This window comes from Streptomyces sp. NBC_01351 (assembly GCF_036237315.1).
Lineage (GTDB): Bacteria > Actinomycetota > Actinomycetes > Streptomycetales > Streptomycetaceae > Streptomyces.
Genome location: NZ_CP108356.1, coordinates 2155648 through 2182307, shown reverse-complemented (window position 1 = coordinate 2182307; position 26660 = coordinate 2155648). Strand labels below are relative to the sequence as shown.

Below are 26660 nucleotides of genomic sequence, written 5' to 3'. Positions count from 1 at the left end.
GGGGAGGGCATATGACCCAGGAGATACGGGACTCCATCGCCGAGGCCTGCGCAGGCCTCGGCTTCGAGATGTCGTGCGACCCGCGCACGGGCGCCCTGCTGCGCACGCTCGCCGCGGCCAAGCCGGCCGGCCGGCTGCTCGAACTCGGCACCGGCGCGGGCATGTCCACCACCTGGCTGCTCGGCGGGATGGGCCCCGCCGGCACGCTGCTCACCGTGGAGAGCGAGGCGGCGCTGGTGGGCATCGCCGAGCGGCACCTGGGCCGGGACGGGCGCGTACGGTGCGTGCACGACGACGCGGGCGCGCTCCTGAAGCGCCTGGTGGCGGAGGAAGCACGCTTCGACCTGATCTTCGCCGACACCTGGGCGGGCAAGTTCGAGCAGCTCGACGACGCCCTCGAACTGCTCGCCCCCGGCGGCCTGTACGTCGTGGACGACCTGCTGCCGCAGGCCACGTGGCCGCCCGGCCACGGCCCCAAGGCCCAGGCGCTGGCGGAGCGCCTGCTGGCCGAACCGCGGCTCGCGGCGACCAGGCTGGACTGGTCCTCGGGCCTCGTCCTCGCGACCCGGATCTGACGCCCAACCGCGCACGCCGGGTACGTCAGTCCCCGCGCCGCGAGCGCACGACGGTGAACACCGCGCCCTCCGGGTCCGCGACCGTGGCCACCCGCCCCTTGACGCCCTCGCTCGGCGGTTCGACCACGCGCCCGCCGAGCTCCGTGACCCGGGCGGCGGCCGCGTCGGTGTCCTCGACCTCGAAGTAAGCCATCCAGTGCGGGCCCCGGTCGTGCGGCAGCGAGCGGCCGACCCCGTGCACGGCGGCCACCGGGCGGCCGCCCAACTGGAGGGTGAGGTAGTCGAAGTCGTCGGGGCCCGTGGTGTGGGCCTGCACCTCGTGGCCGAAGACGTGCTGGTAGAACTTTCCGACCGTCGAGGTGTCCTGGGTGACCAGCTCGTTCCACACCGGGGTGCCGGGCGGGCCGGGCAGCTGGGTCCCCATGTGGCCCCGCGCCTGCCACAGTCCGAAGATCGCGCCCAGCGGGTCGGAGCAGATCGCCACGCGCCCGGCGCTGCCGCCGTCCAGCGGGCCCACCGCCACCGTGCCGCCGCAGGAACGGATCGCCTCGGCGCTCGCGTCGGCGTCGTCGGTGGCCAAGTACGTGGTCCAGGCCACCGGAAGGTGCCGGTCCGGCGGCATCTCGCCGATTCCGGCCACCTCCTGGCCGTTCAGTACGGCCCGGACGTACGGGCCCAGTTGCTCGGGGCCGGGCACGTACTCCCAGCCGAACAGGTCGGCGTAGAAGTCCTCGGTGGATCCGAGGCTGTGCACCATCAGGCTCACCCAGCACGGGGTGCCGGGCGTGTGCCGGGTCGCTGTCGCTGCCTCGGTCATGTCAGCCGTCTCCTCCGTTGAGTCGCTCGCCGGTGCTGATGCTTCCACCCCGAACGCCCCGGCGCGCCCCGACCGGGCCGCTTCGTAGGGCCCCGGGACAGAGATGACCGGATCGGTGCGCCCGGCCGGTGACGGGCGTGTTACGAGGCTGCCGGGTGGGGAGGAAGATGGCCCGCATGACTGCTCATTCTGCGATCCTCTCCGCCGCCGAGCTGAAGGCCGAGACGGCCGGCTCCCGGCCGCCGGTGCTGCTGGACGTCCGCTGGCAGCTGGGCGGCCCCGACCAGCGGCCCGCCTACGAGGCCGGGCACCTGCCCGGCGCCGTGTACGTCGACCTCGACCGCGAACTGGCAGGTCCGCCCGGGGCGGGCGGCCGTCACCCGCTCCCCGACACGGAGGCCTTCGGCGCGGCGATGCGGCGGGCCGGGGTCACTTCCGACGGGCCCGTGGTCGTGTACGACGGCGGCCAGGGCTGGGCTGCCGCCCGCGCGTGGTGGCTGCTCCGATGGACGGGCCACCCGGACGTGCGGGTGCTGGACGGGGGCCTGGCCGCGTGGACGGCGGCGGGGGGTGCCGTATCGGCCGACCAGGTGACTCCCATGGGGGGCGATTTCAAGCCAACTCCGGGATCCGTCGGGCTGCTGGACGCGGACGGAGCGGCCGCGCGGGCGCGCGCGGGCCTGCTGCTGGACGCCAGGGCGGGGGAGCGGTACCGCGGTGAGGTCGAGCCGATCGATCCGGTCGGCGGCCACATCCCGGGCGCGGTGTCGGCCCCGACCACGGAGAACGTGACCGAGGACGGCCACTTCCGCCCGGCGGCGGAACTGCGCGCCCGCTTCGAGGGGCTCGGCGCCTCGGAGGGCACGGCGGTGGGCGTGTACTGCGGCTCGGGGGTCTCCGGAGCCCATGAGGTCCTCGCCCTGGCGGTGGCCGGCATCGAGGCCGACCTGTACGCGGGCAGCTGGTCGCACTGGTCCTCGGACCCGGCCCGCCCGGTGGCCACCGGCCCCGACCCGCAGTAGTCGTGACGGGGGTCGGGTGTGTGCCGGGGTGCTCCTCGCAGGGCGCCGAACGCGACTACGCGCCCGACCGTCCGGCCCCTCGTCACGTTCGGCGTCCGAGGTGACGCCCCGGCGCGCGCCCGGCCCCGGCCGGGCCGGCCCGCTCAGGTCCCGCCGTACCGTTCAGCCCGCCGCTTCAGGCGTCGGCGGCCCCGCTACTCCTGCTTCTTGCGCCGCGTGCCGAAGACGATCTCGTCCCAGCTGGGCACCGCCGCTCGGCGCCCCGGACGGACCCCGTCGGCCTCGGCCTGGCGGTCGGTGGTGCCGGTCAGGCGGTCGCGGTGGCCCGCCACCGTGCGGGGCATCAGGACGTCGGCGTACGCGGAGCCCGCGCCCGCGGAGGCGGCCGGGGCCGGCGGCTCCTCCACCTCCGCTTCCGTGGCCGGGGTGTCGGTGCGGTCCGGGACCACCAGATCGCCGCGGAAGCTCGGGACGGCCTCCAGCAGGCTCGTCAGGGTGTCCCGCTCCTCCTCCGGATCCGGCTGGGGGGCGGCCGGCCTGCTGTCGGCACGCTCCAACTGCCGGTCGAGGGCGCGGTCCAGCGGCCGGTCGCGCGGCAGCCGCGCGATCCTCGGCACGAAGGGGAAGCTCGGCTCGGGCGTCGCCGGCAGGTCCTCCGCCTCCCCGATCAGGGAGCGGGCCTCGTCGTCCACGGCCACGACCAGTCGGCGCGGCGGATCGTAGGTCCAGCTCGCCGAGTGCGGCTCGCCCGCGACCCGGTAGACGAGCAGGACCTCCCAGGTGCCGTCGTCGCGGCGCCACGAGTCCCACTGGACGGATTCCTTCTCGGCCCCGCGCAGGGTCAGCCGTTCCTGCACGGCCTCGCCGAGCTGCGGACCGGTGTTCTCGCCGGGACGGCGCACGGGGGTCTTGCGGGCCCGCTCGGCCATGAAGGCGCGCTCGGCGAGCACGGGGCCCTCGAAGCGGCGTACGCGGTCGACGGGGATGCCGGCGAGTTGAGCGACCTCCTCCGCGGAGGCACCGGCCCGTATGCGGGCCTGGATGTCGCGGGGGCGGAGGTGGCTCTCCACCTCGATCTCGATCTGGTTCAGGCGCGCGCGGTCGTTGCGCACGGCAGCCCGCAGCCGCTCGTCGATCGGAAGCGTGTACTCCGTGCTGTCCCCAGCCTTGAGCACCAGTCGTGTGCCGTCATTTGAGACGGCCACGACACGCAGTTCGGGCATGGGGACCTCCCGGGTGGTGCCTGCCGACGTCACGTGCGTCGCTGCTTCCGCTAGTCGAGTGTGGCCTGCCCGGGTGCAGCCTGCCACAACCTTGCCGAGTTAAACCGGCGTGTCGGGCATGCGCCCTTGATCGCCGTTATGGCACGGTTACCTGTTGGGCACGCACAGTGACCGAGTGATTACTGTGCGCAGCAGGAGCCCGTGCGATACCGCGGCATCACCGGTCTTCGAGTGCCGTTTTCCATCAGCCGGCCCCCTCTCCCGAGTCCGGACATCCGTAAGGAAGGACGGCCCCAGGGCTCGCCACAGTACTCCATTCGGGCCACCTGGGTGGACCGCCGCGCCGCCGAACTTCTCCCGGACGGCGGGAGTTGGCGTGCCCTCTGTCGGGTCCCACCTGCACCCGTGTCCGATTCGGGGTGTCTTGCTTCACAGAATCCGCAGAAACGGAACTTTCCGTTTCGCTCGGCTGTCAGTAAGTGCTGAGGGATTCGTTCACGCGAGGGGCAGGACGCGCAGGGGATGGCGATGGGTCAGAAGGCTACGCACGACGTCGAACCGGAGACACCGGCGGAGAAGAAGGCGGAGAAGAAGCTCGACCTGAGTGCGGCTCAGGTGGCCGGCAGCTCCCTCGCCACGGTCGCCGCGGCCCTGCTGGCCTCCAAGATGGGCGTCTACGGAACGATCCTGGGCGCCGGCGTCGTCAGCGTGGTCGCCACCGCCGGCGGACCGGTCATCCAGCACCTCTTCCGGCGCACCGGCGACCAGCTGCGCGAGAGCGCCCGCCCCAGGACCCGCGAGGTGCCGGCGCCCGGCGGGGAACGGGCTCCGGACGGCACGATGACGCTCCGTGCCGCCGCGCCCCCGGACGAGGAGTTCGGCGAGGCGACCGTGCACGGCACCCGGGTACGGGGCTGGAAGCGCACGGCCGTGGCCGCGGGCGCCGCCTTCGTCATCTCGCTGGGCGCCCTCGGCACCTACGAGGCGATCTCCGACACCTCGGTCAGCAGCGGCGGCGGCACCATCTTCTCCGGCGGCACCCGCAAGGTGAGCCACGACGAACCGGCCCCCTCCGGGAGCGAGTCGGGCACGGGGGAGAAGGGCGAGCGGGGCGAGAAGGGCGGGAAGACCCCCGAACCCGGGACGTCCCCGAGCCCCTCGCGCTCCCAAGGCGGCGGAAGCCCGAGCCCGGACCCGAGCCCCTCGGGCTCGGGGGACCCGGCTCCGGACCCCTCGCCGTCGAAGCAGACCCCGACGCCGACACCCACGCCCACCCCGACCCCCGGCACGGGCACCCCGACGCCTTCGGGCGAGCAGAGCGCCTCCTAGGTCAGTCGCCCAGGCTCAGTTGCCCAAGACGCGCCGCAGGTAGTCGTTGCCGAACACCCGGTCCGGGTCGAGGCGGTCCCGCAGCGCGGTGAACTCGCCGAACCGGGGGTAGGCCGCCGCGAAGTACTCCGCGTCCCGCGTGTGCACCTTGCCCCAGTGGGGACGGCCGCCGTGCGCGGTGAAGATGCGCTCGGCCGCCGTGAAGTAGGCCTGGTACGGGGTGCCCTTGTACATGTGCACCGCGATGTACGCCGTCTCGCGCCCCGAGGCCGTCGACAGCGTGATGTCGTCCGCCGGGGCCGTCCGCACCTCCACCGGGAAGCTGATCCGCAGGTCCGAGCGGTCGACCATCCACCGCAGCTTGTGCAGGGCCTCGACGACCTGATCGCGCGGGAGGGCGTACTCCATCTCCACGAAACGCACCCGGCGCGGGCTGGTGAACACCTTGTACGGGATGTCCGTGTAAGTGCGCGCCGAAAGGGCGCGGCTCGCGACGCGGGCGATGGCGGGGATGGTGGCCGGGACGGCTCGGCCCAGCGAGTTGACGGCCTGGAAGAGGCCGTTGGACAGCAGCTCGTCCTCGATCCAGGCGCTGACCGGTCCGGGCGGGGCGGCGGGACCCTGGCTGCGGTTGTTCCGCTTGGTGTTGCAGTTGCCGGTGTGCGGGAACCAGTAGAACTCGAAGTGCTCGTTCTCCGCGACGTGCTGGTCGAACTCGGCCGTCACCCGGTCGAAGCCCATGGGCTCCTCACGGGCGGTCAGGAAGAAGATCGGCTCCACGGCGAAGGTGATCGCGGTGACGATGCCGAGCGCCCCGATGCCGAGCCGGGCCGCCGCGAAGACCTCCGGGTTCTCCTTCTCGGAGCACACCAGCAGCTCGCCGTCCGCGGTGACCAGCTCCAGGCCGCGGATCTGGGCGGCGATGGAGGCCGAGTCGCGGCCGGTGCCGTGCGTGCCCGTGCTCGTGGCGCCGGAGACCGTCTGCTCCATGATGTCGCCCATGTTGGTCAGGGAGAGGCCCTCCCGGGCCAGGGCCACGTTCAGGTCCTTGAGGACCGTGCCCGCCGCCACCGTCACCGTGCCCGCGGCCCGGTCGATCTCCCGGATCCCGGCCAGCGTCTGCGGCCGTACCAGCACCCCGTCGGTCGCGGCGGCCGCGGTGAAGGAGTGGCCGGTGCCGACCGCCTTCACCCGCAAGCCCTCCTGCGCGGCCCTGCGGACCGTCTCCTGGAGCTCCTCGACCGAGGCCGGAGCCACGGTGCGGGCGGGCGCGGCGGTGACGTTCCCCGCCCAGTTACGCCACGTGGTCGGCCCGTTCTTCCCCGCTGTCTGCGCCGTCGGTGTGTCCGCCATCGCCAGAACGCTCCTCCCCTTGCGCCGGCCTCGTCAGCCGGCGGTATCCCGCGAACGCCACCGCCGCCGCGGCGAGCCCCGCCGAGATGGAGACCACGAACCCGCTGCGAGCCCCGGCGGCGTCGATGACCAGACCGGTCACGGACGAGCCGACGGCGACGCCGACCGCGAGGCCGGTGCTGATCCAGGTCATGCCCTCGGTCAGCATCGCGCGTGGTACGTGCGCCTCGATCAGGGCCATCGTGGTGATCATCGTGGGAGCGATGGCGAGGCCCGAGACGAAGAGCGCCACGGCCAGAAACGGCAAGTTCCCGGCCAGTAGGAGGGGGATCATACTCACGGCCATCGCACAGATGCCCAGTACCCACCGGCGTTCGGTCCGGCCCTTGAGGTGCAGCAGACCGAAGACGATTCCGGCGATACAGGACCCCAGCGCCCAGATGGCCAGGATGAGACTCGCTGCGGCCTTGTGGCCCTGCTCCTCGGCGAAGGCCAGTGTGGACACGTCGATGGAGCCGAAGATCGCGCCGGTGGCCACGAAGGTGGCCGTGAGCACCTGCAGGCCGGGGGAGCGCAGGGCCGAGGTGCGCTCCGCGTGTTCGTCGCGCGGGTGCGGCGCCGGCTCGGTGGAGCGCTGCGCGGTGAGCCACCAGACGCCGACCATCAGGCAGATGGCGGCGATCAGCGGGCCGGCCTCCGGGAACCAGGTGGTGGACAGCCCGATGGCGATGATCGGGCCGAAGATGAAGCAGACCTCGTCCACCACGGACTCGAAGGAGTACGCGGTGTGCAGCTCGCGCGGGGAGTCCTGGTAGATCACGGTCCAGCGGGCGCGGATCATCGAGCCCACGCTCGGCACGCAACCCGCGATCGCGGCGAAGACGAAGAGCGTCCAGTCCGGGAGCCCGTACGCGGCGGCCAGCAGCAGTCCGGCGACGGCGGCCACCGAGATCACGGTGGCCGGCCGCAGGACGCGGCGCTGCCCGTACTGGTCCACCAGGCGGGAGACCTGGGGGCCGATGACCGCGGCGGCGAGCGCCAGGGTGCCGGTGAGGGCGCTGGCCATCGCGTAGCGGCCGGTCATCTCGGAGATCATCGTCAGGATGCCGACGCCGACCATGGATATCGGCAGCCGGCCTATCAGGCCGGCGGCGCTGAACCCTTTGGTGCCGGGGGCCGCGAAGATCGCGCGGTAGGGACTGGGCAAGGGCCCTCCGTAAGGGACGTCATTGGCCCATACAGGTTACGACCGCCGGCGGGGCGCCCGCATGGGGAGGGTTCCGGATCCTGGAACTTAGGGTCACCTTACCTGTGGTGCGGGGTGGCTCGCGGCCGGGCCGGTTCCCGCCCGAGTGCGCCGGGTGGCAGGATTCGACGCATGTCAGACCAGCTCCTCCCGCCCGCCGGCGGGCCCGCCGCTCCCTACGACGCCCTCCTGCTGCTGTCCTTCGGCGGCCCCGAGGGACCCGACGACGTCGTGCCGTTCCTGGAGAACGTCACACGCGGCCGGGGCATCCCGCGCGAGCGGCTCAAGGAGGTCGGGCAGCACTACTTCGGCTTCGGCGGCGTCAGCCCCATCAACGGCCAGAACCGCGAGCTGCTGGACGCGCTGCGCAAGGACTTCGCCCAGCACGGGCTGGACCTGCCGGTCTACTGGGGCAACCGCAACTGGGCCCCGTACCTGAACGACGTGATGCGCGAGATGGCCGCCGACGGGCGCCGCCGCATCGCCGTCCTCGCGACCAGCGCGTACGCCTCGTACTCGGGCTGCCGCCAGTACCGCGAGAACCTCGCCGACGCGCTCGCCGCGCTCGCCGAGGAGGGGGTGGCCGAGCTGCCGAAGGTGGACAAGCTGCGGCACTACTTCAACCACCCCGGCTTCGTGCAGCCCATGATCGACGGGGTGCTCGCCTCGCTGGAGTCCCTGCCCGACGAGGTCCGGGCCGGCGCCCGCCTGGTCTTCACCACGCACTCCATCCCCACCGCGGCGGCCGACACCTCCGGGCCGGTCGAGGAGCACACGCGGGGCGGCGAGGGCGGGGCCTACGTCAAGCAGCACCTGGACGTCGCCGAGGTCATCGCGGACGCGGTCCGGGCCGAGACGGGCACCGAACTGCCCTGGGAGCTCGTCTACCAGTCGCGCAGCGGCGCCCCGCACATCCCGTGGCTGGAGCCGGACATCTGCGACCACCTGGAGGCCCTGCACGCGGCGGGCGCCCCGGCGGCGGTCATGGTGCCGATCGGCTTCGTCTCGGACCACATGGAGGTCCTGTACGACCTCGACACGGAGGCGACGGCCAAGGCCGCGGAGCTGGGCCTGCCGATCGCCCGGTCGGCGACGGTCGGGGCCGACCCGCGGTTCGCGGCGGCGGTACGGGAACTCGTGCTGGAGCGGGCCGCGGCCGAACGGGGCGAGCCCGTCGAGCGGTGCGCGCTCGGGCTGCTCGGAGCAAGCCATGATCTGTGCGCCGTGGGCTGCTGCCCGGCGCGAGGGCCCCGGCCGGCGGCCGCGGGCGTGGACAGTCCGTACGCGTAGGAACGCAGAGGAGTAGCCGGACCGTGATCTCTGAAGAGCTGAAGGCCGAACTGCTGGACGTGGGCCTGGAGGCCGCCCGGCAGGCCGGAGCGCTGCTGCGCGACGGCCGGCCGGCCGATCTGGCGGTGGCCGCGGTCAAGAGCAGCCCGATCGACGTGGTGACCGAGATGGACATCGCGGCGGAGAAGGTGATCACGGGGATCCTCGCGGAGCGGAGGCCCGAGGACGGGCTGCTCGGCGAGGAGGGCGCGGACTCCCGGGGCACGAGCGGGATCCGGTGGGTCGTCGACCCGCTGGACGGCACGGTCAACTACCTCTACGGGCTGCCGAGCTGGGGCGTGTCCATCGCGGCCGAGTACGAGGGCGAGACGGTGGTCGGCGTCGTGGCGGCGCCGATGCGCGGGGAGACGTATCACGCGGTGCTGGGCGGCGGGGCGTGGCTGGGCGGGGCGCGGCTCGCGTGCCGGGCGGCGGCGCCGCTGGACCAGGCGCTGGTCGGGACCGGCTTCGGGTACCTCCAGACGCGGCGGGTCCGGCAGGCCGAGGTCGCGGCACGGATCATCCCGCTGGTCCGCGACATCCGTCGGGGCGGGTCGGCGGCGCTGGACCTGTGCGACGTGGCGGCCGGGCGGCTGGACGGGTACTACGAGCGGGGGCTGAACCCGTGGGACCTGGCGGCGGGTGACCTCATCGCCCGCGAGGCCGGGGCCCTCACGGGCGGTCGGCCGGGGGAGGCCGCCTCGGGGGAGCTCGCCCTGGCCGCCACACCGGCCGTCTTCGCCTCGCTGCAGCCGCTCCTGGACGCGGCCGGGGCCTGGCACGACTGACCCCTGCGGGCCGCCTTCCCGGGGCTCCGCCAGGCAGGCTGCATCAGCCAAATTCAGCCCCGCCGGCGTTTGAGGCGCTGGGGGTACCCCCAGCGGTAGCCGGGGGAGGGGCCGGGGGCGGAGCCCCTGGCAGCGGCGGGGCCGGACATGCGCGAACCCCGGTCGCCGTGAGGGCGGCCGGGGTTCGATGCGTGCAGGACCGGCAGGTCAGGAGGCGGGGACCGCGGCCGAGACCGGGACTCCGTGTTCCGCGGCGAGGCGCTGGAGGTCTTCCAGCTCCGCCTGTTCCACTTCCGCGAGGAAGTCGTCGCCCGTCTCGCGGGCCTGCCTGAGGTCCGACTGCGTGGCCCTGATGCGCTGCAGGAGACCCGCGGTGAATGCGTCCATGATGGGGTTCGCCCCCTCTTCGTGGGTCGGCGGCGGCACGTGGCTGTCCGCCGTCAGGGAGTGGATGGGGTGTGCTGACGTCCTCCCCGGCCCTCCGGGCCCGGAAACCTCACCAGGCGAGTCAATCCTCACTTCCACCCCGGGCGCCCCCTCCGTGCGGCGCCTTACAGCCGGTTTACCGGCGAAACGGGCAGGATGGACGACGCAATACACGTGTGCCCTCACGGGCTCGGAGGAAGGAAACGACGTGCGCGTACTCGTCGTCGAGGACGAGCAGCTGCTCGCCGATGCGGTGGCCACCGGACTGCGCCGGGAGGCCATGGCCGTGGACGTCGTGTACGACGGCGCCGCCGCCCTCGAACGCGTCGGGGTGAACGACTACGACGTGGTCGTGCTCGACCGGGACCTCCCGCTCGTCCACGGGGACGACGTCTGCCGCAAGATCGTCGAGCTCGGCATGCCCACCCGCGTGCTGATGCTGACCGCCTCCGGAGACGTCAGCGACCGGGTGGAGGGGCTGGAGCTCGGGGCGGACGACTACCTGCCCAAGCCCTTCGCCTTCACCGAGCTCACCGCCCGCGTGCGGGCGCTGGGGCGGCGCACCACCGTCGCGCTGCCGCCCGTGCTGGAGAGGGCCGGGATCAAGCTGGACCCGAACCGCCGCGAGGTGTTCCGCGAGGGCAAGGAGGTGCAGCTGGCGCCGAAGGAGTTCGCGGTGCTGGAGGTCCTCATGCGCAGCGAAGGGACCGTCGTTTCCGCCGAGCAGCTGCTGGAGAAGGCATGGGACGAGAACACCGATCCCTTCACGAACGTGGTGCGGGTGACGGTCATGACCCTGCGGCGCAAGCTGGGGGAGCCGCCGGTCATCGTGACCGTGCCTGGCTCCGGGTACCGGATCTGACGAGGGTGGCGACGACTCCGGCGCCACCTCCGGCGCCACCGAAACCGACCTGGGACCCCGGTCAGCCCGAGGGTCCCTTCCCGTGGCTGAGGCCGACCATCCGGATACGCCTCACGCTGCTGTACGGCGGGATGTTCCTGATCGCGGGCATCCTGCTGCTGTCGATCATCTACCTCCTGGCGGCGCAGGCCCTGCGGGAGGGCAACGCGATGCCGTACGAGTTCGTCGGCGGGAACGCGCAGGTCACCAGCGCCACCTGCCCCGGCGTCGCCACCATCAACCAGTCGGCCTCGCAGTTCAACGCGGCGATCAGCCAGTGCATGGCCGAACAGCGCCGGCACTCCCTGGACGATCTGCTGAGCCGGTCGCTGATGGCCCTGCTCGGCCTGAGCATCATCGCCTTCGCCTTCGGCTACGCGATGGCCGGCCGGGTGCTCTCGCCGCTCGGCAGGATCACCCGCACCGCCCGCCGGGTGGTCGGCTCCGATCTGACCCGGCGGATCGAGCTGGACGGCCCGGACGACGAGCTCAAGGAGCTCGCGGACACCTTCGACGAGATGCTCGACCGGCTGGAGCGGGCCTTCACGGCCCAGCAGAGGTTCGTGGCGAACGCCTCGCACGAGCTGCGGACGCCGCTCGCGATCAACCGGACCCTGCTGGAGGTCCACCTCTCCGATCCCGGGGCCCCGGTCGAGCTCCAGCAGCTCGGGAAGACCCTGCTCGCCACGAACGAGCGCAGCGAGCAGCTGGTCGAGGGCCTGCTGCTGCTGGCCCGCAGCGAGAACCAGATCGTCGAGCGCAAGCCCGTGGACCTGGCGGAGGTCGCCTCGCGCGCCGTCGACCAGGTGCGCGGCGAGGCCGAGGCGAAGGGCGTGGAGATCCGGGGCGAGCGCGCGCCGGCCGTCGTCCAGGGCAACGGCGTGCTGCTGGAACGGATCGCCCTCAACCTGGTGCAGAACGCCGTCCGGTACAACGTGCCGGAGGGCGGCTGGGTGGAGGTCACGACCGAGGCCGTGCATGGCCAGGCGGTGCTCCTGGTATCGAACACGGGTCCCGTCGTTCCCGCGTACGAGGTGGACAACCTCTTCGAGCCCTTCAGACGGCTGCGTACGGAGCGAACGGGCAGTGACAAGGGTGTCGGACTGGGCCTGTCGATCGCGCGCTCCGTGGCGCGCGCACACGGCGGGAGGATCCAGGCGGTGCCCCGGGAGGGCGGTGGCCTCGTGATGCGTGTCACTCTTCCCTTGTGAGATCCCGACCCCGTGTTCGCTGTTGGCTGAATGCTTGCCCTGTGCAGTCGCTTGATTCTGTGTGATCGATCACAGTGCCCAGTGTCCGGCCATGTGCGTTCAGTGACCCCGGGGCGGCCGGAAAGCCCGGGAAGTCCGGGTTTCCGGCCCCCCTAATGGCGGGAAATACACGGGGTGGCGTTTGTGCAAGACGGCCCCCGGACCGTGTACGGTCCCGGTCGTCATCCCAGCCAATCGGCTCTTCAGGCGTGCGGCTGGGTGTCGATTGAGTAACAGACCTTGATGTGAGGCAAAATCTCCGCCTCAGGTCGGGCACAAGTCCGGCCTCTCGCGCGTTACGTGCGCTGAGACACCGCTAACACCCAGAGGGGGAGAGCGAACAATGGCAACGGACTACGACACCCCACGCAAGACCGACGACGACGTCGACAACGACAGCATTGAAGAGCTGAAGGCACGACGGAACGAGAAGTCGTCCTCGTCCGTCGACATGGACGAGTTCGACTCGGCCGAAAGCCTGGAGCTGCCCGGTGCGGACCTCTCCAATGAGGAGCTGGCCGTCCGGGTCCTGCCCAAGCAGGCCGACGAGTTCACCTGCATGAGCTGCTTCCTGGTGCACCACCGCAGCCAGCTGGCACGCGAGAAGAACGGTCAGCCGATCTGCCGCGACTGCGACTGAGAGGCGTCGGCCGTGGCTGGCTCGACACCGTTTCGCAAGCGCCTCTTGCGAAAACGTGGTGAATCGGCGGAGACGCAGGTGGCCACCACGGACCCGGAAACGGGTCCTGGAGCCCCCGGCGGCCCCGCCGTGCCCTCCGGCACCGCGATAGCGGTGCCGTCGGCCACAGGGGCCGACGAGGCGTCCCGGCAGCGGTCCGGGGCTCGTCGGCTGCAAGCCGTCAAAAACGGTATGCGCAAGGGCGGCGAAAGTGTCAGGGACGCCGCCCTGCACATCACCGAAAGAATCATCGAGAACGCACCGCGCGTTCCGGTTCGGGACCTCGCGACCCTGCGCGCACAGTTCCCGGGCCTCGGCCCCGATCAGCTTGCCGACAAGCTGATCTCGGGAGCCGCCAACGGCACTTCCACCGTCGGCGCGGGCATCGGAGCGGCGGCCATGCTGCCCGTCCCGCCCGCCATGCCGATGGAAATGGCCGCCGAGATCACCGGGGTCGCGGCGATCGAGCTGAAGCTCATCGCCGAGCTCCACGAGGTCTACGGCCTGCGGGCGCCCGGCACGCTCAAGGAGCGCAGCTTCGCCTACCTGACCTCCTGGACGGAGGAGCGCGGGGTCGACCTGACCAAACCGACGACGCTGAACGCGGCGCTCGGCGGTCAGATGAAGCGCGAACTGCGCCAGCAGATCATGAAGCGGATGTTCCGCAACCTGCCGAACCTCATGCCGTTCATGATCGGCGCGGCGGTGGGCGCGGTCATGAACCGCCGCGATACGCGGAAACTCGCGGAGAAGGTCCGTGCGGACCTGCGGAGCCGCGCCGTGTCCTGGGACGCCCTGCCGGCCCTGCCGCCCCTTGAACAGCCCACCCAGCCCCTTCCCGAGGCCGCCAGGGCCGCCCTTGAGGCCGCCGACCCGGAGGCGAACCCGGCGACCAAGGACTGAGCGCCGCTGCCGGGGCTCCGCCCCGAACCTTCCCCCAGACTCCGTCCGGGGGGACCCCCACGCCTCAAGCGCCGGCGGGGCTGGAAGGTCGCCTCAAGCGCCGGCGGGGCTGGAGGTTTCGGCGGAGCTGGATTTGGCTGCCATGATCGCCGCCGCCAGTGCTTCCGGCTCGCGGGTGGAGACGTAGACGTACGGCGTCGGGTCCGTCGGGTCCGTGATCTCGACGCGGAGCGCCGTCGGCACGTAGCTGCGCATCAGCATGAAGGCGCGGGCGTCGGCCTTGTACGAGCGCCAGGCGCGGGACTCCTCGGCGTCCAGCACCTCGGGCTCGCCGAGGGCCGCCACCGGGATCCGGGCATCCCCGGCCGCCAGCGCGCCGTTCACCACGCGCACGCGCGCGGACCCGTACGAGCTCACCAGCAGACCGGCGAGCGCGGTGCCGCCGACCAGGCCGGCCAGGAGCGGCAGGGTGCCCAGCGGCAGCAGCATCAGCGCGCACGCGAGCCCGATGAGTACGGCGATGAACCACCAGGAGCGGGGCGCGGTCAGGCGTTCGTCGTGGTGCGCGGGGGAGAGCTGCATACCGCCAAGCCTGCCACGAGGCGACCGGCGGGTAGCCGCGCGGGTAAGGTCTGCGGCTGTGAGTGGACGAAACACAGCGTTGACGCCCCCGGCCGATGCCACCGCGCCGGTCCGGCACCCCGATGCCCCCGCACCCGGCGAGCTCCTCGGTGCGCACTACGAGCACTGTTTCGGGTGCGGCGGGAGCCAGCCCCACGGACTCCACCTGGAGGCCCGGGCGGGCGAGGGCGTACGCGTCAGTGCCGAGTTCACCGTCAAGCCCGCGCACCAGGGTGCCCCGGGTCTCGCCCACGGCGGGGTGCTGGCCACCGCGCTCGACGAGACCCTCGGCTCCCTGAACTGGCTGCTGCGCGTCATCGCGGTGACGGGCAGGCTGGAGACCGACTTCGTACGGCCGGTGCCCGTGGACACCGTGCTGTACCTGGAGGCCGAGGTCACGGCCGTGGCCGGGCGGAAGATCTACTGCAGTGCGGTCGGGCGCATAGGCGGGCCCGAGGGCCCGATCGCCGTGCGCGCGGACGCGCTGTTCATCGAGGTGAAGGTCGACCACTTCATCGACAACGGTCGGCCCGAGGAGATCCAGGCGGCGATGGCCGACCCGGACCAGGTCAGGCGCGCACGCGCCTTCGAGGTGAACCCCTGATGTCCCTGAACGACAACGTCCCGCGTCATGACGTCGACGTGCTGATCCGCCGCGTCGACCCCGAGGTGCCCATCCCGGAGTACGGCCACCCCGGCGACGCCGGCTGCGACCTGGTGACCACGAAGGCCGCCGAGCTCGCCCCCGGCGAGCGGGCCGTGCTGCCCACCGGCGTGTCCATCGCGCTGCCCGACGGGTACGCGGCCTTCGTGCACCCGCGCTCGGGCCTGGCCGCCCGGTGCGGGCTCGCGCTCGTGAATGCCCCCGGGACGGTGGATGCCGGGTACCGTGGAGAGATCAAGGTGATCGTGGTCAATCTCGACCCTCGCGAGAGCGTCCGGTTCGAGCGTTTCGACCGCATTGCCCAGCTGGTTGTCCAGAGGGTCGAGAAGGTGCGCTTCCACGAGGTGGCGGAACTTCCCGGCTCGGCCCGGGCCGAGGGGGGTTTCGGCTCCACCGGCGGTCATGCGGCCGTGGCCGGATCCGGCGCTGGTCAGCAGGGTGGGAATGGCTACGCTTCGGTCGTAACCGACCGGGAAGGACAGTGACGTGTTCGGACGTCGCAAGAAGAACGACTCCGTCAAGGACGGCGGCGCGGCCGAGCAGGTCGTCGACAGCGTGGACGGCGCTGAGGCCGACGCCGACGAGCAGGACGACGCGGCCCGCCCGCGCCGCGTGAACCTGCCCCCGGCCCCCCGGCCCGACGGCCCGTGGGACGTCTCCGAGGTGCTCGGCAACCCGGCCGACGGCCGGGTCGACCTGGGTGGCATCTTCGTACCCGGGGTCGAGGGCATGGAGCTGCGCGTCGAGGTCGCCGGTGACGCGATCGTGGCCGCGACCGTGGTGCTGCGCGACAGCGCCGTACAGCTGCAGGCCTTCGCCGCGCCCAAGAAGGAAGGCATCTGGGGCGAGGTCCGCGAGGAGATCGCCTCGGGCATCACCCAGCAGGGCGGCATCATCGACGAGGTCGAGGGTCCGCTGGGCTGGGAGCTGCGCGCGCAGGTTCCCGTACCGCTCCCGGACGGGCAGACCGGCGCCCAGCTGGTCCGCTTCGTGGGCGTCGACGGCCCGCGCTGGTTCCTGCGGGGCGTCATTTCCGGCCAGGGCGCGGTGCGCCCCGAGTCGGCCGGCGTGCTGGAGCAGATCTTCCGGGACACCGTCGTCGTCCGCGGCGACGGCCCGATGGCCCCCCGCGACCCGATCGTCCTGAAGCTGCCGAACGACGCCCAGATGGTGCCGGACGGCGTGCAGACGACGGAGGAGCAGCAGGAGGAAGGCTCCCGCTTCGGCGGTGGCATGGGCCAGCTGGAGCGCGGCCCGGAGATCACCGAGGTTCGCTGACCCCCGCTGCGCGAGGGCGACGAACGTTTCAGGCCGTGGGCCGTACTCCTTGGGGGTACGGCCCGCGGTGTTTCACGGCGTCGGCGCCGGCGCGGCGAAACACCCGCGTCAGGGATCCGTCAGGGATCGGCGCACGGGGCGCCAAAGGTGCGTGAACGGGGCAAAGGTCACTGAGAATGGCCCCATGGGACGCGGCAAGCTAAGGATCTATCTCGGCGCGGCACCCGGTGTGGGCAAGACCTACGCGATGCTCTCCGAGGGCCACCGCAGGGTGGAGCGGGGCGCCGACTGCGTCGTCGGATTCGTCGAGCACCACGGGCGGCCGCGCACCGAGGTGATGCTGCACGGGCTGGAGCAGGTGGAGCGCAGGGAGCTGACGTACCGCGGCGCCGCCTTCACCGAGATGGACGTGGACGCCCTGCTGGCCCGCGGGCCCGCCATCGCGCTCGTGGACGAGCTCGCGCACACCAACGTGCCGGGCTCGCGCAACGCCAAGCGCTGGCAGGACGTCGAGGAGCTGCTGCGCGCGGGCATCGACGTCGTGTCCACCGTCAACATCCAGCACCTGGAGTCCCTCGGGGACGTGGTCGAGTCGATCACCGGGGTCCGGCAGCGGGAGACCGTGCCCGACGAGGTGGTCCGGCGGGCCGACCAGATCGAACTGGTCGACATGTCCCCGCAGGCGCTGCGCCGGCGGATGGCGCACGGGAACATATACAAGCCCGACAAGGTCGACGCGGCCCTGTCCAACTACTTCCGCCCCGGCAACCTCACCGCCCTGCGCGAGCTCGCGTTGCTGTGGGTGGCCGACCGGGCGGACGAGTACCTCCAGCAGTACCGGGGCGAGCACGACATCCGCTCCACCTGGCAGGCGCGCGAACGGATCGTCGTGGGGCTCACCGGCGGGCCGGAGGGGCGCACGCTGATCCGGCGCGCCTCCCGGATGGCGGCCAAGGGCTCCGGCAGCGAGATCCTCGCCGTGTACATCGCCCGCAGCGACGGCCTGACGGCGGCCTCGCCGAAGGAGCTGGCGATCCAGCGGACCCTGGTCGAGGACCTGGGGGGAACGTTTCACCATGTGATCGGCGACGACGTCCCGGACGCGCTGCTCGCCTTCGCCCGCGGGGTCAACGCCACCCAGATCGTGCTCGGCTCCAGCCGCCGCAAGGCCTGGCAGTACGTCTTCGGCCCCGGCGTGGGCGCCACCGTGGCCCGCGACTCCGGCCCCGACCTCGACGTGCACATCGTCACGCACGAGGAGGTGGCCAAGGGGCGCGGACTGCCCGTGGTCCGCTCCGCGGCCCGCCTCGGCCGGCCCCGGATCGTCGCCGGCTGGGTGGTCGGCGTGATCCTCCCCGTGCTGCTGTGCCTGCTGCTCACACACGTCGAGGCGGACCCCGGGCTCGCCAACGACATGCTGCTCTTCCTGGCGCTGACCGTGGCCGCGGCGCTGCTCGGCGGGCTCTGGCCGGCCCTCGCCTCGGCCGCCTGCGGCTCACTGCTGCTGAACTACTACTTCGCCCCGCCGCTGCACCGGTTCACCGTCTCCGACCCCAGGAACATCGTGGCGATCTCCATCTTCTTCGGGGTCGCCGTCTCGGTCGCCTCGGTGGTGGACCTGGCCGCCCGGCGCACCCACCAGGCCGCGCGGCTGCGCGCCGAGTCCGAGATCCTCTCCTTCCTGGCCGGCAGCGTGCTGCGCGGGGAGACCGCGCTGCCCGCACTGCTGGAACGGGTCCGGGAGACCTTCGCGATGGAGTCCGTGGCCCTGCTGGAGCGCGCGGGCGGCGTGGAGCCCTGGACACGGGCCGGCAGCGTGGGTCCGCGCCCCGTGGACCGGCCCGAGGACGCCGATGTGGACATGCCCATCGGGGACCACATGGCCCTCGCCCTGTCCGGCCGGGTGCTGCCCGCCGAGGACCGCCGGGTGCTCGGGGCCTTCGCCGCCCAGGCCGCCGTGGTCCTGGACCGGGAGCGCCTCGTCGGGGAGGCCGAGGAGGCCCGCCGGCTGGCCGAGGGCAACCGGATCCGGACCGCGCTGCTGGCCGCCGTGAGCCATGACCTGCGTACGCCGCTGGCCTCCATCAAGGCGTCCGTGAGCTCCCTGCGCTCCGACGACGTGGACTGGTCCGAGGAGGACCGGGCCGAGCTCCTCGAAGGCATCGAGGACGGCGCCGACCGGCTCGACCACCTGGTGGGCAACCTGCTGGACATGTCCCGGCTGCAGACCGGCACCGTCACCCCGCTGATCAGGGAGATCGACCTCGACGAGGTGGTCCCGATGGCGCTGGGCGGCGTACCGGAGGACAGCGTGCTGCTGGACGTGCCCGAGACCCTGCCCATGGTCGCGGTGGACCCGGGGCTGCTGGAGCGGACCGTGGCCAACGTGGTGGAGAACGCCGTCAAGTACAGCCCGCCGGGGCAGCGGGTGCTGGTCGCGGCCAGCTTCCTCGGCGACCGGGTCGAGGTGCGGGTCGTGGACCGCGGACCGGGCGTGCCCGACGAGGCCAAGGACCGGATCTTCGCCCCCTTCCAGCGCCACGGGGACGCCCCGCGCGGAGCCGGCGTGGGCCTCGGACTCGCGGTGGCCCGGGGCTTCGCCGAAGCCATGGACGGCACCCTGTCGGCCGAGGACACCCCCGGCGGCGGACTCACCATGGTGCTCACCCTGCGCGCCGCGGGCCGAGGGCGTACGCCGTCACACGTCACGGTGGACGGCGAAGCCCGTAGCGAAGCCCGGAGTACCGGACCCGGTGCGGACACGACCCTGGAACACCTCCATACCGAACGACAGAAGGCAGGACCTCAATGACCCGGGTGCTCGTAGTCGAAGACGAGCCGCAGATCGTCCGAGCCCTCGTGATCAACCTCAAGGCGCGCAAGTACGAGGTCGACGCCGCCGCCGACGGTGCGAGCGCACTGGAGCTCGCGGCCGCCCGGCACCCCGACGTGGTGCTGCTCGACCTCGGCCTGCCCGACATGGACGGGATCGAGGTCATCAAGGGCCTGCGGGGCTGGACCCGGGTGCCGATCCTGGTCCTCTCCGCCCGCCACACCTCCGACGAGAAGGTCGAGGCCCTCGACGCGGGCGCCGACGACTACGTCACCAAGCCCTTCGGCATGGACGAGCTGCTGGCCCGGCTGCGCGCCGCCGTCCGCCGGGCCGAGCCGTCCACCGGCTCCGGCGACGGCGAGGTGGTCGTGGAGACCTCCGGCTTCACGGTGGACCTGGCCGCCAAGAAGGCGGTACGGGAGGGCCGCGACGTACGGCTGACGCCCACCGAGTGGCACCTGCTGGAGGTCCTCGTACGCAACGGGGGCAAGCTGGTCAGCCAGAAGCAGCTCCTCCAGGAGGTGTGGGGGCCCTCGTACGGCACCGAGACGAACTACCTGCGGGTCTACATGGCGCAGCTGCGCCGCAAACTGGAGGCGGACCCCTCGCACCCCCGGCACTTCATCACCGAACCGGGCATGGGGTACCGCTTCGAGCGGTAGCTTCGATAGGTGGTGGGCACGCCGGTAGGCTTCTTGTCATGAGTGCTGAACCGCGTCCCGAGAAGTCCGCCAAGCCGGCCAGGTCGGCCAGGCCGGCGGGCCGGTTCCGCCGGATGATAGAGCGGCTGTCCACCTCGCAGGAGGAGCTGCATTCGGCGGAGCTGCAAGAGGACGCAGAAGCCGCGGGGTGTACGCGGATCTGCGACTGCCACGACCGCCAGATAGTCAAGGTGACGGGAACGCTGCGTACCGTCACCCTGCGGCCGCGCGCGGGCGTTCCCGCCCTGGAGGCCGAGCTGTTCGACGGCTCGGCGGCGCTGGACGTGGTCTGGCTCGGGCGTCGCTCGATCGTGGGAATCGAGCCCGGCCGCCGTCTGATCGCTTCCGGGCGCATCTCCATGAGCCACGGCCGTCGGGTGCTCTTCAACCCGAAGTACGAACTCCGACCGCTCGGACAGGAGCACTGAACCGGTGACGTCACTCGACAAACCGACCACGCCCGGCGCGACCACCCCAGAAGCCGCCGCCGCGCCTTCCGATGACCAGAAGGCGGTGACGCAGGCGGCGCTGTTCGACGCCTTCGGGGGCATCCGGGGCACCGTGGAGACGATGCTTCCCGGGCTGCTCTTCGTCATGATCTACACGATCAACAAGGACGTGAAGCTCTCCGCCATCGCCGCGGGCGCGGTCGCCGTACTGCTGGTGATCGTGCGGCTACTGCGCAAGGACACGGTGAAGCACGCCTTCAGCGGGGTCTTCGGCGTGGGCGTGGGCGTGGCCTTCGCCCTGTTCACGGGCAGCGCGAAGGGCTTCTACCTGCCGGGCATGATCTACGGGGTCGGCCTGGGCGTGGCCTTCACGGTCTCGGCCCTGGTGGGCTTCCCGCTGCTGGGCGTGATCCTCGGGCCGGTGTTCAAGGAGAACCTGTCCTGGCGCACGCGCAACCCGGGACGCAAGAAGGCGTACGTCAAGGCGAGCCTGGCGTGGGGGCTGATCTTCCTCGCCAAGTACGCGATCCTCTTCCCGCTGTACTGGTGGGGGGACGCGACGCAGCTCGGCTGGGTGCTGATCGCGCTGAAGCTGCCGCCGATGGTGCTCGCGGTGTACTTCACGTGGGTGTTCCTGGCGAAGGCGCCGCCGCCGATCGATGTGATTGCGGAATGGGAGGCCAAGGAGGCCGAAGCCGCCGCCGCGGCGGAGAAGCGGGCCTGAGCCGCAGCGTGCCGGTCGGGTGCGGCGCCGCTGCCGGGGCTCTGCCCCGGACCTCCCCCAGACTCCGTCCGGGGGGACCCCCACGCCTCAATCGCCGGCGAGGCTGAAATGCACGAAGGGGGCGGGGCGACCGGAACCGGTCGCCCCGCCCCCTTCGGCGTGCAAGCGTGCGAACGTGCCCGCAGGGCTACTGGCGGGCCTGGAGGAGGTCCTCCAGTTGTTCCTCGCGGGCTTGGGCGGCCACGAAGAGGAGCTCGTCGCCCGCTTCGAGGGTCTCTTCCCCGTGCGGGGTGAGGACCCGGTTGCCGCGGATGATCGTGACCAGCGAGGTGTCCTCGGGCCACGAGATCTCGCTGATCTGGGTGCCCGCGACGGAGGAGTCCGGCGGCAGGGTCAGCTCGACGAGGTTCGCGTCGCCGTGGCTGAAGCGCAGCAGCCGCACCAGGTCGCCGACGCTGACGGCCTCCTCGACCAGGGCCGACATCAGGCGCGGCGTGGAGACGGCGACGTCGACGCCCCAGGACTCGTTGAAGAGCCACTCGTTCTTCGGGTTGTTGACGCGGGCCACCACGCGCGGGACCCCGTACTCGGTCTTCGCGAGGAGGGAGACGACGAGGTTGACCTTGTCGTCGCCGGTCGCGGCGATGACCACGTTGCAGCGCTGGAGCGCGGCCTCGTCCAGCGAAGTGATCTCGCAGGCGTCGGCCAGCAGCCACTCGGCCTGCGGCACCCGTTCCACCGAGATGGCGGTCGGCGCCTTGTCGACCAGGAGCACCTCGTGGCCGTTCTCCAGCAGTTCACCCGCGATGGAACGGCCCACCGCGCCGGCTCCGGCGATCGCGACCCTCATGCGTGTGCCTCCTCGGGCCCTTCTGCGAAGGCCGCCTCGACCTTGTCGATCTCGTCCGTGCGCATCATCACGTGGACGAGGTCGCCCTCCTGAAGAACCGTCTGCGACGTCGGCAGCGTGGCCTCGCCCAGGCGGGTGAGGAACGCGACGCGCACGCCCGTCTCGTCCTGGAGCTTGCTGACCTTGTGCCCGATCCAGGTGGCGGAGGTGTGCACCTCGGCGAGCTGCACGCCGCCGCTCGGGTCGCGCCACAGCGGCTCGGCGCCCGAGGGCAGCAGCCGGCGCAGCATCTGGTCGGCGGTCCACCGTACGGTCGCGACGGTGGGGATGCCGAGGCGCTGGTAGACCTCGGCGCGCTTGGGGTCGTAGATGCGGGCGGCGACGTTCTCGACGCCGAACATCTCGCGCGCCACGCGGGCGGCGATGATGTTGGAATTGTCACCGCTGCTGACCGCGGCGAAGGCTCCCGCCTCCTCGATGCCGGCCTCGCGCAGCGTGTCCTGGTCGAAGCCGACTCCGGTGACGCGACGGCCGCCGAACCCGGCGCCCAGCCGGCGGAATGCGGTGGGGTCCTGGTCGACGACGGCGACCGTATGCCCCTGCTGTTCCAAGGTCTGGGCGAGGGCGGAACCCACTCTTCCGCAGCCCATAATGACGATGTGCACGGCCGTCCTTCCGGCTGTCAGCGACTCGCTGGTTCCCAGCCTCATTGCATGCTCTGGCTTAACAGGGTCTCAGACCATGGCCCAAGCTACACACGGGCGGTCACGTGTGTGACCTGTTGTGGTGCGCTTGGGGTCTAGTCGGGGAGGAAATGGGGTGGGATTGCAGTGTGAACGGGTGGGGGGTTCGTCAGCCTGATATCGAACGCATACGATCCTCTCCGTGTCCAAACTGACCGACGTGCCCAAACGGATCCTGATCGGCCGGGCGCTACGCAGCGACCGCCTAGGAGAAACACTCCTCCCCAAGCGGATCGCCCTTCCCGTCTTCGCCTCCGACCCGCTCTCCTCCGTGGCATATGCGCCGGGCGAGGTTCTGCTGGTCCTGTCGATCGCGGGCGTGTCGGCGTACAGCTACAGCCCCTGGATCGCCGCCGCGGTCGTCGTGCTGATGTTCACCGTGGTCGCCTCATACCGGCAGAACGTCCACGCCTACCCGAGCGGCGGCGGTGACTACGAGGTCGCCAACACCAACCTCGGGCCCAAGGCCGGTCTCACCGTCGCGAGCGCCCTGCTCGTCGACTACGTGCTGACCGTCGCCGTGTCGATCTCCTCGGGCGTCGAGAACCTCGGCTCCGCCATTCCCTTCGTCGTCGAGCACAAGGTGTTCTGCGCCGTCGGGATGATCCTGCTGCTGACGCTGATGAACCTGCGCGGCATGAAGGAGTCCGGAAAGCTCTTCGCGATTCCGACCTACGTCTTCGTCGCCGCCGTCTTCCTCATGATCGCCTGGGGTGCCTGGCGGGGCATCGTCCTCGACGACACGATGAAGGCGCCGACCGCCGATTTCGAAATCAAGGCCGAACACGAGGGCCTGGCCGGCTTCGCGCTGCTCTTCCTGCTACTGCGGGCCTTCTCCTCCGGCTGCGCCGCCCTGACGGGCGTTGAGGCGATCAGCAACGGGGTGCCCGCCTTCCGCAAGCCCAAGAGCAAGAACGCCGCGACCACCCTGGCCCTGATGGGCGCCCTGGCCGTGACCATGTTCTGCGGCATCATCGCCCTGGCCATGGCCAGCAACGTCAAGATGGCCGAGAAGCCCGCGCAGGACCTGCTGGTGGACGGCGTACCGGTCGGCCCCGACTACGTCCAGCACCCGGTGATCTCCCAGGTCGCCGAGGCGGTCTTCGGCGAGGGATCCTTCCTCTTCATCCTGCTCGCCGCGGCCACCGCGCTCGTCCTGTTCCTCGCCGCGAACACCGCCTACAACGGCTTCCCGCTGCTCGGCTCGATCCTCGCGCAGGACCGCTACCTGCCCCGCCAGCTGCACACCCGCGGCGACCGGCTCGCCTTCTCCAACGGCATCGTGCTCCTCGCGGGCGCCGCCATGCTGCTCGTCTGGGTGTACGAGGCCGACTCGACGAAGCTCATCCAGCTCTACATCGTCGGCGTCTTCGTCTCCTTCACGCTCAGCCAGACCGGCATGGTCCGGCACTGGAACCGGCACCTGAAGACCGAGCGCGACCCCGCCAAGCGCCGCGGCATGATCCGCTCCCGCGCGATCAACACCTTCGGCGCCTTCTTTACGGGCCTGGTGCTGGTCGTCGTCCTCGCCACCAAGTTCACCCACGGCGCCTGGGTCGCCCTGCTCGGCATGGTGATCTTCTACGGCACCATGACCGCGATCCGCAGGCACTACGACCGCGTCGCCTTCGAGATCGCCGCCGCCGAGGAGCGCCCCGACGAGTACGTGAGGCCCTCGCGCGTGCACTCGGTCGTCCTGGTCTCCAAGCTCCACAAGCCGACCCTGCGTGCCCTCGCCTACGCGAAGCTGCTGCACTCCAACCGGCTGGAGGCGCTCAGCGTCAACGTCGACGACGCGGAGACCAAGGCCCTGCGCGAGGAGTGGGACCGGCGCGGGATCAACGTCCCGCTGAAGATCCTCGACTCGCCGTACCGCGAGATCACCCGCCCGGTCGTCGAGTACGTCAAGAGCCTGCGCAGCGAGAACCCGCGCGACGCGGTCAGCGTGTACATCCCCGAGTACGTGGTCGGCCGCTGGTACGAGCACCTCCTCCACAACCAGAGCGCGCTGCGCCTCAAGGGCCGTCTGCTCTTCACGCCCGGTGTGATGGTCACCTCGGTGCCGTACCAGCTGGAGTCCTCGGAGCGCGCGAGGAAGCGGGCGAAGAAGCGCGCCGAGTGGAACGCCCCGGGCGCCGTCCGCCGAGGCCCGGTGGACACGCCGCGCCCGAAGGACCCGGCGGCGAAGTAGCCGCTGCCGCACCGCTGTGGCAAACGGCCGGACGAGATCCACGTAAACTGGTGGGTCGGTCGTCCGGCCGTTCCTTTTGTTTGCCTTTCCCTCCCCTTGGAGTCTCCCCACCATGACCGAGCAGAACGAGAAGCAGTCACTGGTCGGGGAGGAGTACGAGGTCGAGGTCGGCCCCGTCGCACACGGCGGGCACTGCATCGCCCGGACCGCCGACGGCCGTGTCCTGTTCGTCCGCCACACCCTGCCCGGCGAGACGATCGTCGCGAAGGTCACCGAGGGCGAGACGGACTCCCGCTTCCTGCGCGCGGACGCGATCACGATCCTGTCCGCCTCCAAGGACCGGGTCGAAGCCCCCTGCCCGTACGCCGGCCCCGGCAAGTGCGGCGGCTGCGACTGGCAGCACGCCAAGCCCGGCGCCCAGCGCCGGCTCAAGGGCGAGGTCGTCGCCGAGCAGCTGCAGCGGCTCGCCGGACTCACCCCGGAGGAAGCCGGCTGGGACGGCACCGTCATGCCGGCCGAGGGCGACAAGCTGCCGGCGGGCCAGGTCCCGCAGTGGCGCACCCGGGTCCAGTTCGCCATCGACGAGGACGGCAACGCGGGCCTGCGCAAGCACCGCTCGCACGACATCGAACTGATCGACCACTGCATGATCGCCGCCCCCGGCGTCAGCGAGCTCGGCATCGAGAAGCAGGACTGGCCCCAGATGGCCACGGTCGAGGCCATCGCCGCCTCCGGCTCCGGCGACCGCCAGGTCGTCCTCACCCCCCGCCCCGGCGGCCGCCTCCCGCTGGTCGAGCTGGACAAGCCCGTCTCCGTCCTCCGGGTCGAGGAGAAGGACGGCGGCGTCCACCGCGTCCACGGCCGCCCCTTCGTCCGCGAGCGCGCCGACGGCCGTACGTACCGCGTGGGCATGGGCGGCTTCTGGCAGGTCCACCCGCAGGCCGCCGACACCCTGATCAAGGCCGTCATGCAGGGCCTGATGCCGCGCAAGGGCGAGATGGCCCTCGACCTCTACTGCGGCGTCGGCATCTTCGCGGGCGCCCTCGCGGAACGCCTCGGCGAGACGGGCGCGGTCCTCGGCATCGAGTCGACGAAGCGCGCGGTCGAGGACGCGCGCCACAACCTGGCCGACTTCCCCCGCGTCCGCATCGAGCAGGGCAAGGTCGACCAGATCCTCCCGAAGACCGGCATCACGGAGTGCGACCTGGTCGTCCTGGACCCGCCCCGCGCGGGCGCGGGCAAGCAGACGGTCCGCCAGGTGGCCGGCCTCACCCCGCGCCGCGTCGCCTACGTGGCTTGCGACCCGGCGGCCCTGGCGCGCGACCTGGGCTACTTCAAGGAGAACGGCTACAAGGTCCGCACGCTGCGCGTCTTCGACCTCTTCCCGATGACGCACCACGTGGAGTGCGTGGCGATCCTGGAGCCGATGGGGAAGAGCCTCTGACCTGCAGCTTCTCGACATTCTCTGTTTGGTCGACCTGATTTCAGACAAGCAACAGGTGAAGGCGATCGGGGACTGCTGAATGCTTCTTGACCTGCGGATTCAGCGGGGAACGCCGCAGCGTTCGCCAGTATCACCCGTGCAGCCTTCAGGGTTCTGACGCTCAAGTGACGCTCGTCCTGAAGCCCCGCCCCCGGCCCCCCCGGCCCCCCCGGCCCCCCCGGCTGCCCGGCCGGGTGGCGGGGCCGATCGGCTGGGTGGTCACCTACAAGCGCTCCCTTTGAGTCCCGCCTGCAAGTCCGCGCGGACACGGATGAGGAGTGT

Annotated in this window: 26 protein-coding genes; 18 read left to right on the top strand and 8 right to left on the bottom strand. The window is 71.6% G+C overall.

Annotated features, from left to right (window positions below; genetic code table 11):
• Positions 1 to 11 precede the first annotated feature (11 nt).
• Positions 12 to 575, top strand: coding sequence for an O-methyltransferase (locus OG625_RS09700; RefSeq protein ID WP_329378358.1), 564 nt, complete (start codon positions 12 to 14; stop codon positions 573 to 575).
• Positions 576 to 600: 25 nt separating this feature from the next.
• Here the strand turns inward: OG625_RS09700 and OG625_RS09695 are convergent, their stop codons facing one another.
• Positions 601 to 1392, bottom strand: a complete 792-nt coding sequence (locus tag OG625_RS09695; protein ID WP_329378356.1) for a VOC family protein — start codon at positions 1390 to 1392, stop codon at positions 601 to 603.
• 176 nt (positions 1393 to 1568) lie between these two features.
• Here OG625_RS09695 and OG625_RS09690 point away from each other — a divergent pair, with 176 nt between their 5' ends.
• Positions 1569 to 2414 carry a sulfurtransferase gene (locus tag OG625_RS09690; protein WP_329378354.1) on the top strand — a complete coding sequence of 282 codons (846 nt, stop codon included), beginning with the start codon at positions 1569 to 1571 and terminating at the stop codon, positions 2412 to 2414.
• 194 nt (positions 2415 to 2608) lie between these two features.
• On the opposite strand, the gene sepH is transcribed toward OG625_RS09690, so the two are convergent.
• Positions 2609 to 3670: a septation protein SepH gene (sepH, locus tag OG625_RS09685; protein WP_329378353.1), complete on the bottom strand. Its 1062-nt coding sequence runs from the start codon at positions 3668 to 3670 to the stop codon at positions 2609 to 2611.
• Positions 3671 to 4165: 495 nt separating this feature from the next.
• On the opposite strand from sepH, the gene OG625_RS09680 reads away from it, so the two are divergent.
• Positions 4166 to 4966, top strand: coding sequence for a hypothetical protein (locus OG625_RS09680; RefSeq protein ID WP_329378351.1), 801 nt, complete (start codon positions 4166 to 4168; stop codon positions 4964 to 4966).
• A 15-nt stretch (positions 4967 to 4981) separates the two neighbouring features.
• Here the strand turns inward: OG625_RS09680 and OG625_RS09675 are convergent, their stop codons facing one another.
• Together OG625_RS09675 and OG625_RS09670 are read right to left on the bottom strand one after the other, a co-directional pair.
• Positions 4982 to 6319 (bottom strand): D-arabinono-1,4-lactone oxidase, encoded by a 1338-nt coding sequence (locus OG625_RS09675; protein ID WP_329378349.1) that lies wholly within the window; start codon positions 6317 to 6319, stop codon positions 4982 to 4984.
• Complete coding sequence (locus OG625_RS09670; protein WP_329378347.1) at positions 6261 to 7526, bottom strand: MFS transporter; 1266 nt, start codon at positions 7524 to 7526, stop codon at positions 6261 to 6263. Before OG625_RS09670 ends, OG625_RS09675 begins: the two co-directional genes overlap by 59 nt.
• 171 nt (positions 7527 to 7697) lie before the next feature.
• Here OG625_RS09670 and OG625_RS09665 point away from each other — a divergent pair, with 171 nt between their 5' ends.
• Both OG625_RS09665 and OG625_RS09660 read left to right on the top strand, forming a co-directional pair.
• Entirely contained in the window at positions 7698 to 8855 is a 1158-nt protein-coding gene (locus OG625_RS09665) for a ferrochelatase (protein WP_329378345.1), read from the top strand.
• Between the two features lie 23 nt (positions 8856 to 8878).
• Positions 8879 to 9682 carry an inositol monophosphatase family protein gene (locus OG625_RS09660; RefSeq protein ID WP_443067688.1) on the top strand — a complete coding sequence of 268 codons (804 nt, stop codon included), beginning with the start codon at positions 8879 to 8881 and terminating at the stop codon, positions 9680 to 9682.
• A gap of 207 nt (positions 9683 to 9889) precedes the next feature.
• On the opposite strand, the gene OG625_RS09655 is transcribed toward OG625_RS09660, so the two are convergent.
• Positions 9890 to 10069 (bottom strand): hypothetical protein, encoded by a 180-nt coding sequence (locus OG625_RS09655; RefSeq protein ID WP_329378343.1) that lies wholly within the window; start codon positions 10067 to 10069, stop codon positions 9890 to 9892.
• Between the two features lie 247 nt (positions 10070 to 10316).
• Between OG625_RS09655 and OG625_RS09650 the strand changes: the two genes are divergently transcribed.
• The 4 genes from OG625_RS09650 to OG625_RS09635 all read left to right on the top strand — a co-directional run bounded on the left by OG625_RS09650 (position 10317) and on the right by OG625_RS09635 (position 13841).
• Entirely contained in the window at positions 10317 to 10970 is a 654-nt protein-coding gene (locus OG625_RS09650) for a response regulator transcription factor (protein ID WP_030008767.1), read from the top strand.
• A gap of 5 nt (positions 10971 to 10975) precedes the next feature.
• Positions 10976 to 12220: a sensor histidine kinase gene (locus tag OG625_RS09645; RefSeq protein ID WP_329378341.1), complete on the top strand. Its 1245-nt coding sequence runs from the start codon at positions 10976 to 10978 to the stop codon at positions 12218 to 12220.
• 382 nt (positions 12221 to 12602) lie between these two features.
• A complete protein-coding gene (locus OG625_RS09640; protein WP_030036261.1) occupies positions 12603 to 12899 on the top strand; it encodes a DUF4193 domain-containing protein in 297 nt (98 codons plus the stop codon).
• Positions 12900 to 12911: 12 nt separating this feature from the next.
• Entirely contained in the window at positions 12912 to 13841 is a 930-nt protein-coding gene (locus OG625_RS09635) for a hypothetical protein (RefSeq protein ID WP_329378340.1), read from the top strand.
• Between the two features lie 93 nt (positions 13842 to 13934).
• Here the strand turns inward: OG625_RS09635 and OG625_RS09630 are convergent, their stop codons facing one another.
• Positions 13935 to 14423, bottom strand: coding sequence for a DUF3093 domain-containing protein (locus OG625_RS09630; protein ID WP_329378339.1), 489 nt, complete (start codon positions 14421 to 14423; stop codon positions 13935 to 13937).
• Between the two features lie 58 nt (positions 14424 to 14481).
• On the opposite strand from OG625_RS09630, the gene OG625_RS09625 reads away from it, so the two are divergent.
• The 7 genes from OG625_RS09625 (at position 14482) to OG625_RS09595 (ending at position 21111) form a co-directional block, all read left to right on the top strand.
• Complete coding sequence (locus OG625_RS09625) at positions 14482 to 15066, top strand: PaaI family thioesterase (RefSeq protein ID WP_329378337.1); 585 nt, start codon at positions 14482 to 14484, stop codon at positions 15064 to 15066.
• Positions 15066 to 15611 carry a dUTP diphosphatase gene (dut, locus tag OG625_RS09620; protein WP_329378335.1) on the top strand — a complete coding sequence of 182 codons (546 nt, stop codon included), beginning with the start codon at positions 15066 to 15068 and terminating at the stop codon, positions 15609 to 15611. Before OG625_RS09625 ends, dut begins: the two co-directional genes overlap by 1 nt.
• 1 nt (position 15612) lies before the next feature.
• Complete coding sequence (locus tag OG625_RS09615) at positions 15613 to 16404, top strand: DUF3710 domain-containing protein (RefSeq protein WP_329378333.1); 792 nt, start codon at positions 15613 to 15615, stop codon at positions 16402 to 16404.
• A gap of 184 nt (positions 16405 to 16588) precedes the next feature.
• On the top strand, positions 16589 to 19216 hold the full coding sequence (locus OG625_RS09610) for a sensor histidine kinase KdpD (RefSeq protein ID WP_329378331.1): 2628 nt from the start codon (positions 16589 to 16591) through the stop codon (positions 19214 to 19216).
• Complete coding sequence (locus OG625_RS09605) at positions 19213 to 19899, top strand: response regulator (RefSeq protein ID WP_329378329.1); 687 nt, start codon at positions 19213 to 19215, stop codon at positions 19897 to 19899. Before OG625_RS09610 ends, OG625_RS09605 begins: the two co-directional genes overlap by 4 nt.
• Positions 19900 to 19937: 38 nt before the next feature.
• Complete coding sequence (locus tag OG625_RS09600; protein WP_329378327.1) at positions 19938 to 20366, top strand: OB-fold nucleic acid binding domain-containing protein; 429 nt, start codon at positions 19938 to 19940, stop codon at positions 20364 to 20366.
• A gap of 4 nt (positions 20367 to 20370) precedes the next feature.
• Entirely contained in the window at positions 20371 to 21111 is a 741-nt protein-coding gene (locus tag OG625_RS09595) for a DUF3159 domain-containing protein (protein WP_329378325.1), read from the top strand.
• 187 nt (positions 21112 to 21298) lie between these two features.
• On the opposite strand, the gene OG625_RS09590 is transcribed toward OG625_RS09595, so the two are convergent.
• Together OG625_RS09590 and OG625_RS09585 are read right to left on the bottom strand one after the other, a co-directional pair.
• Positions 21299 to 21961 (bottom strand): potassium channel family protein, encoded by a 663-nt coding sequence (locus OG625_RS09590; RefSeq protein ID WP_329378323.1) that lies wholly within the window; start codon positions 21959 to 21961, stop codon positions 21299 to 21301.
• On the bottom strand, positions 21958 to 22626 hold the full coding sequence (locus tag OG625_RS09585) for a potassium channel family protein (protein ID WP_329378321.1): 669 nt from the start codon (positions 22624 to 22626) through the stop codon (positions 21958 to 21960). The genes OG625_RS09590 and OG625_RS09585 overlap by 4 nt, the downstream gene beginning before the upstream one ends.
• A 220-nt stretch (positions 22627 to 22846) precedes the next feature.
• Between OG625_RS09585 and OG625_RS09580 the strand changes: the two genes are divergently transcribed.
• Positions 22847 to 24895: an APC family permease gene (locus tag OG625_RS09580; protein ID WP_329378319.1), complete on the top strand. Its 2049-nt coding sequence runs from the start codon at positions 22847 to 22849 to the stop codon at positions 24893 to 24895.
• A 112-nt stretch (positions 24896 to 25007) separates the two neighbouring features.
• Positions 25008 to 26339: a class I SAM-dependent RNA methyltransferase gene (locus tag OG625_RS09575; protein ID WP_329378317.1), complete on the top strand. Its 1332-nt coding sequence runs from the start codon at positions 25008 to 25010 to the stop codon at positions 26337 to 26339.
• Positions 26340 to 26660 lie beyond the last annotated feature (321 nt).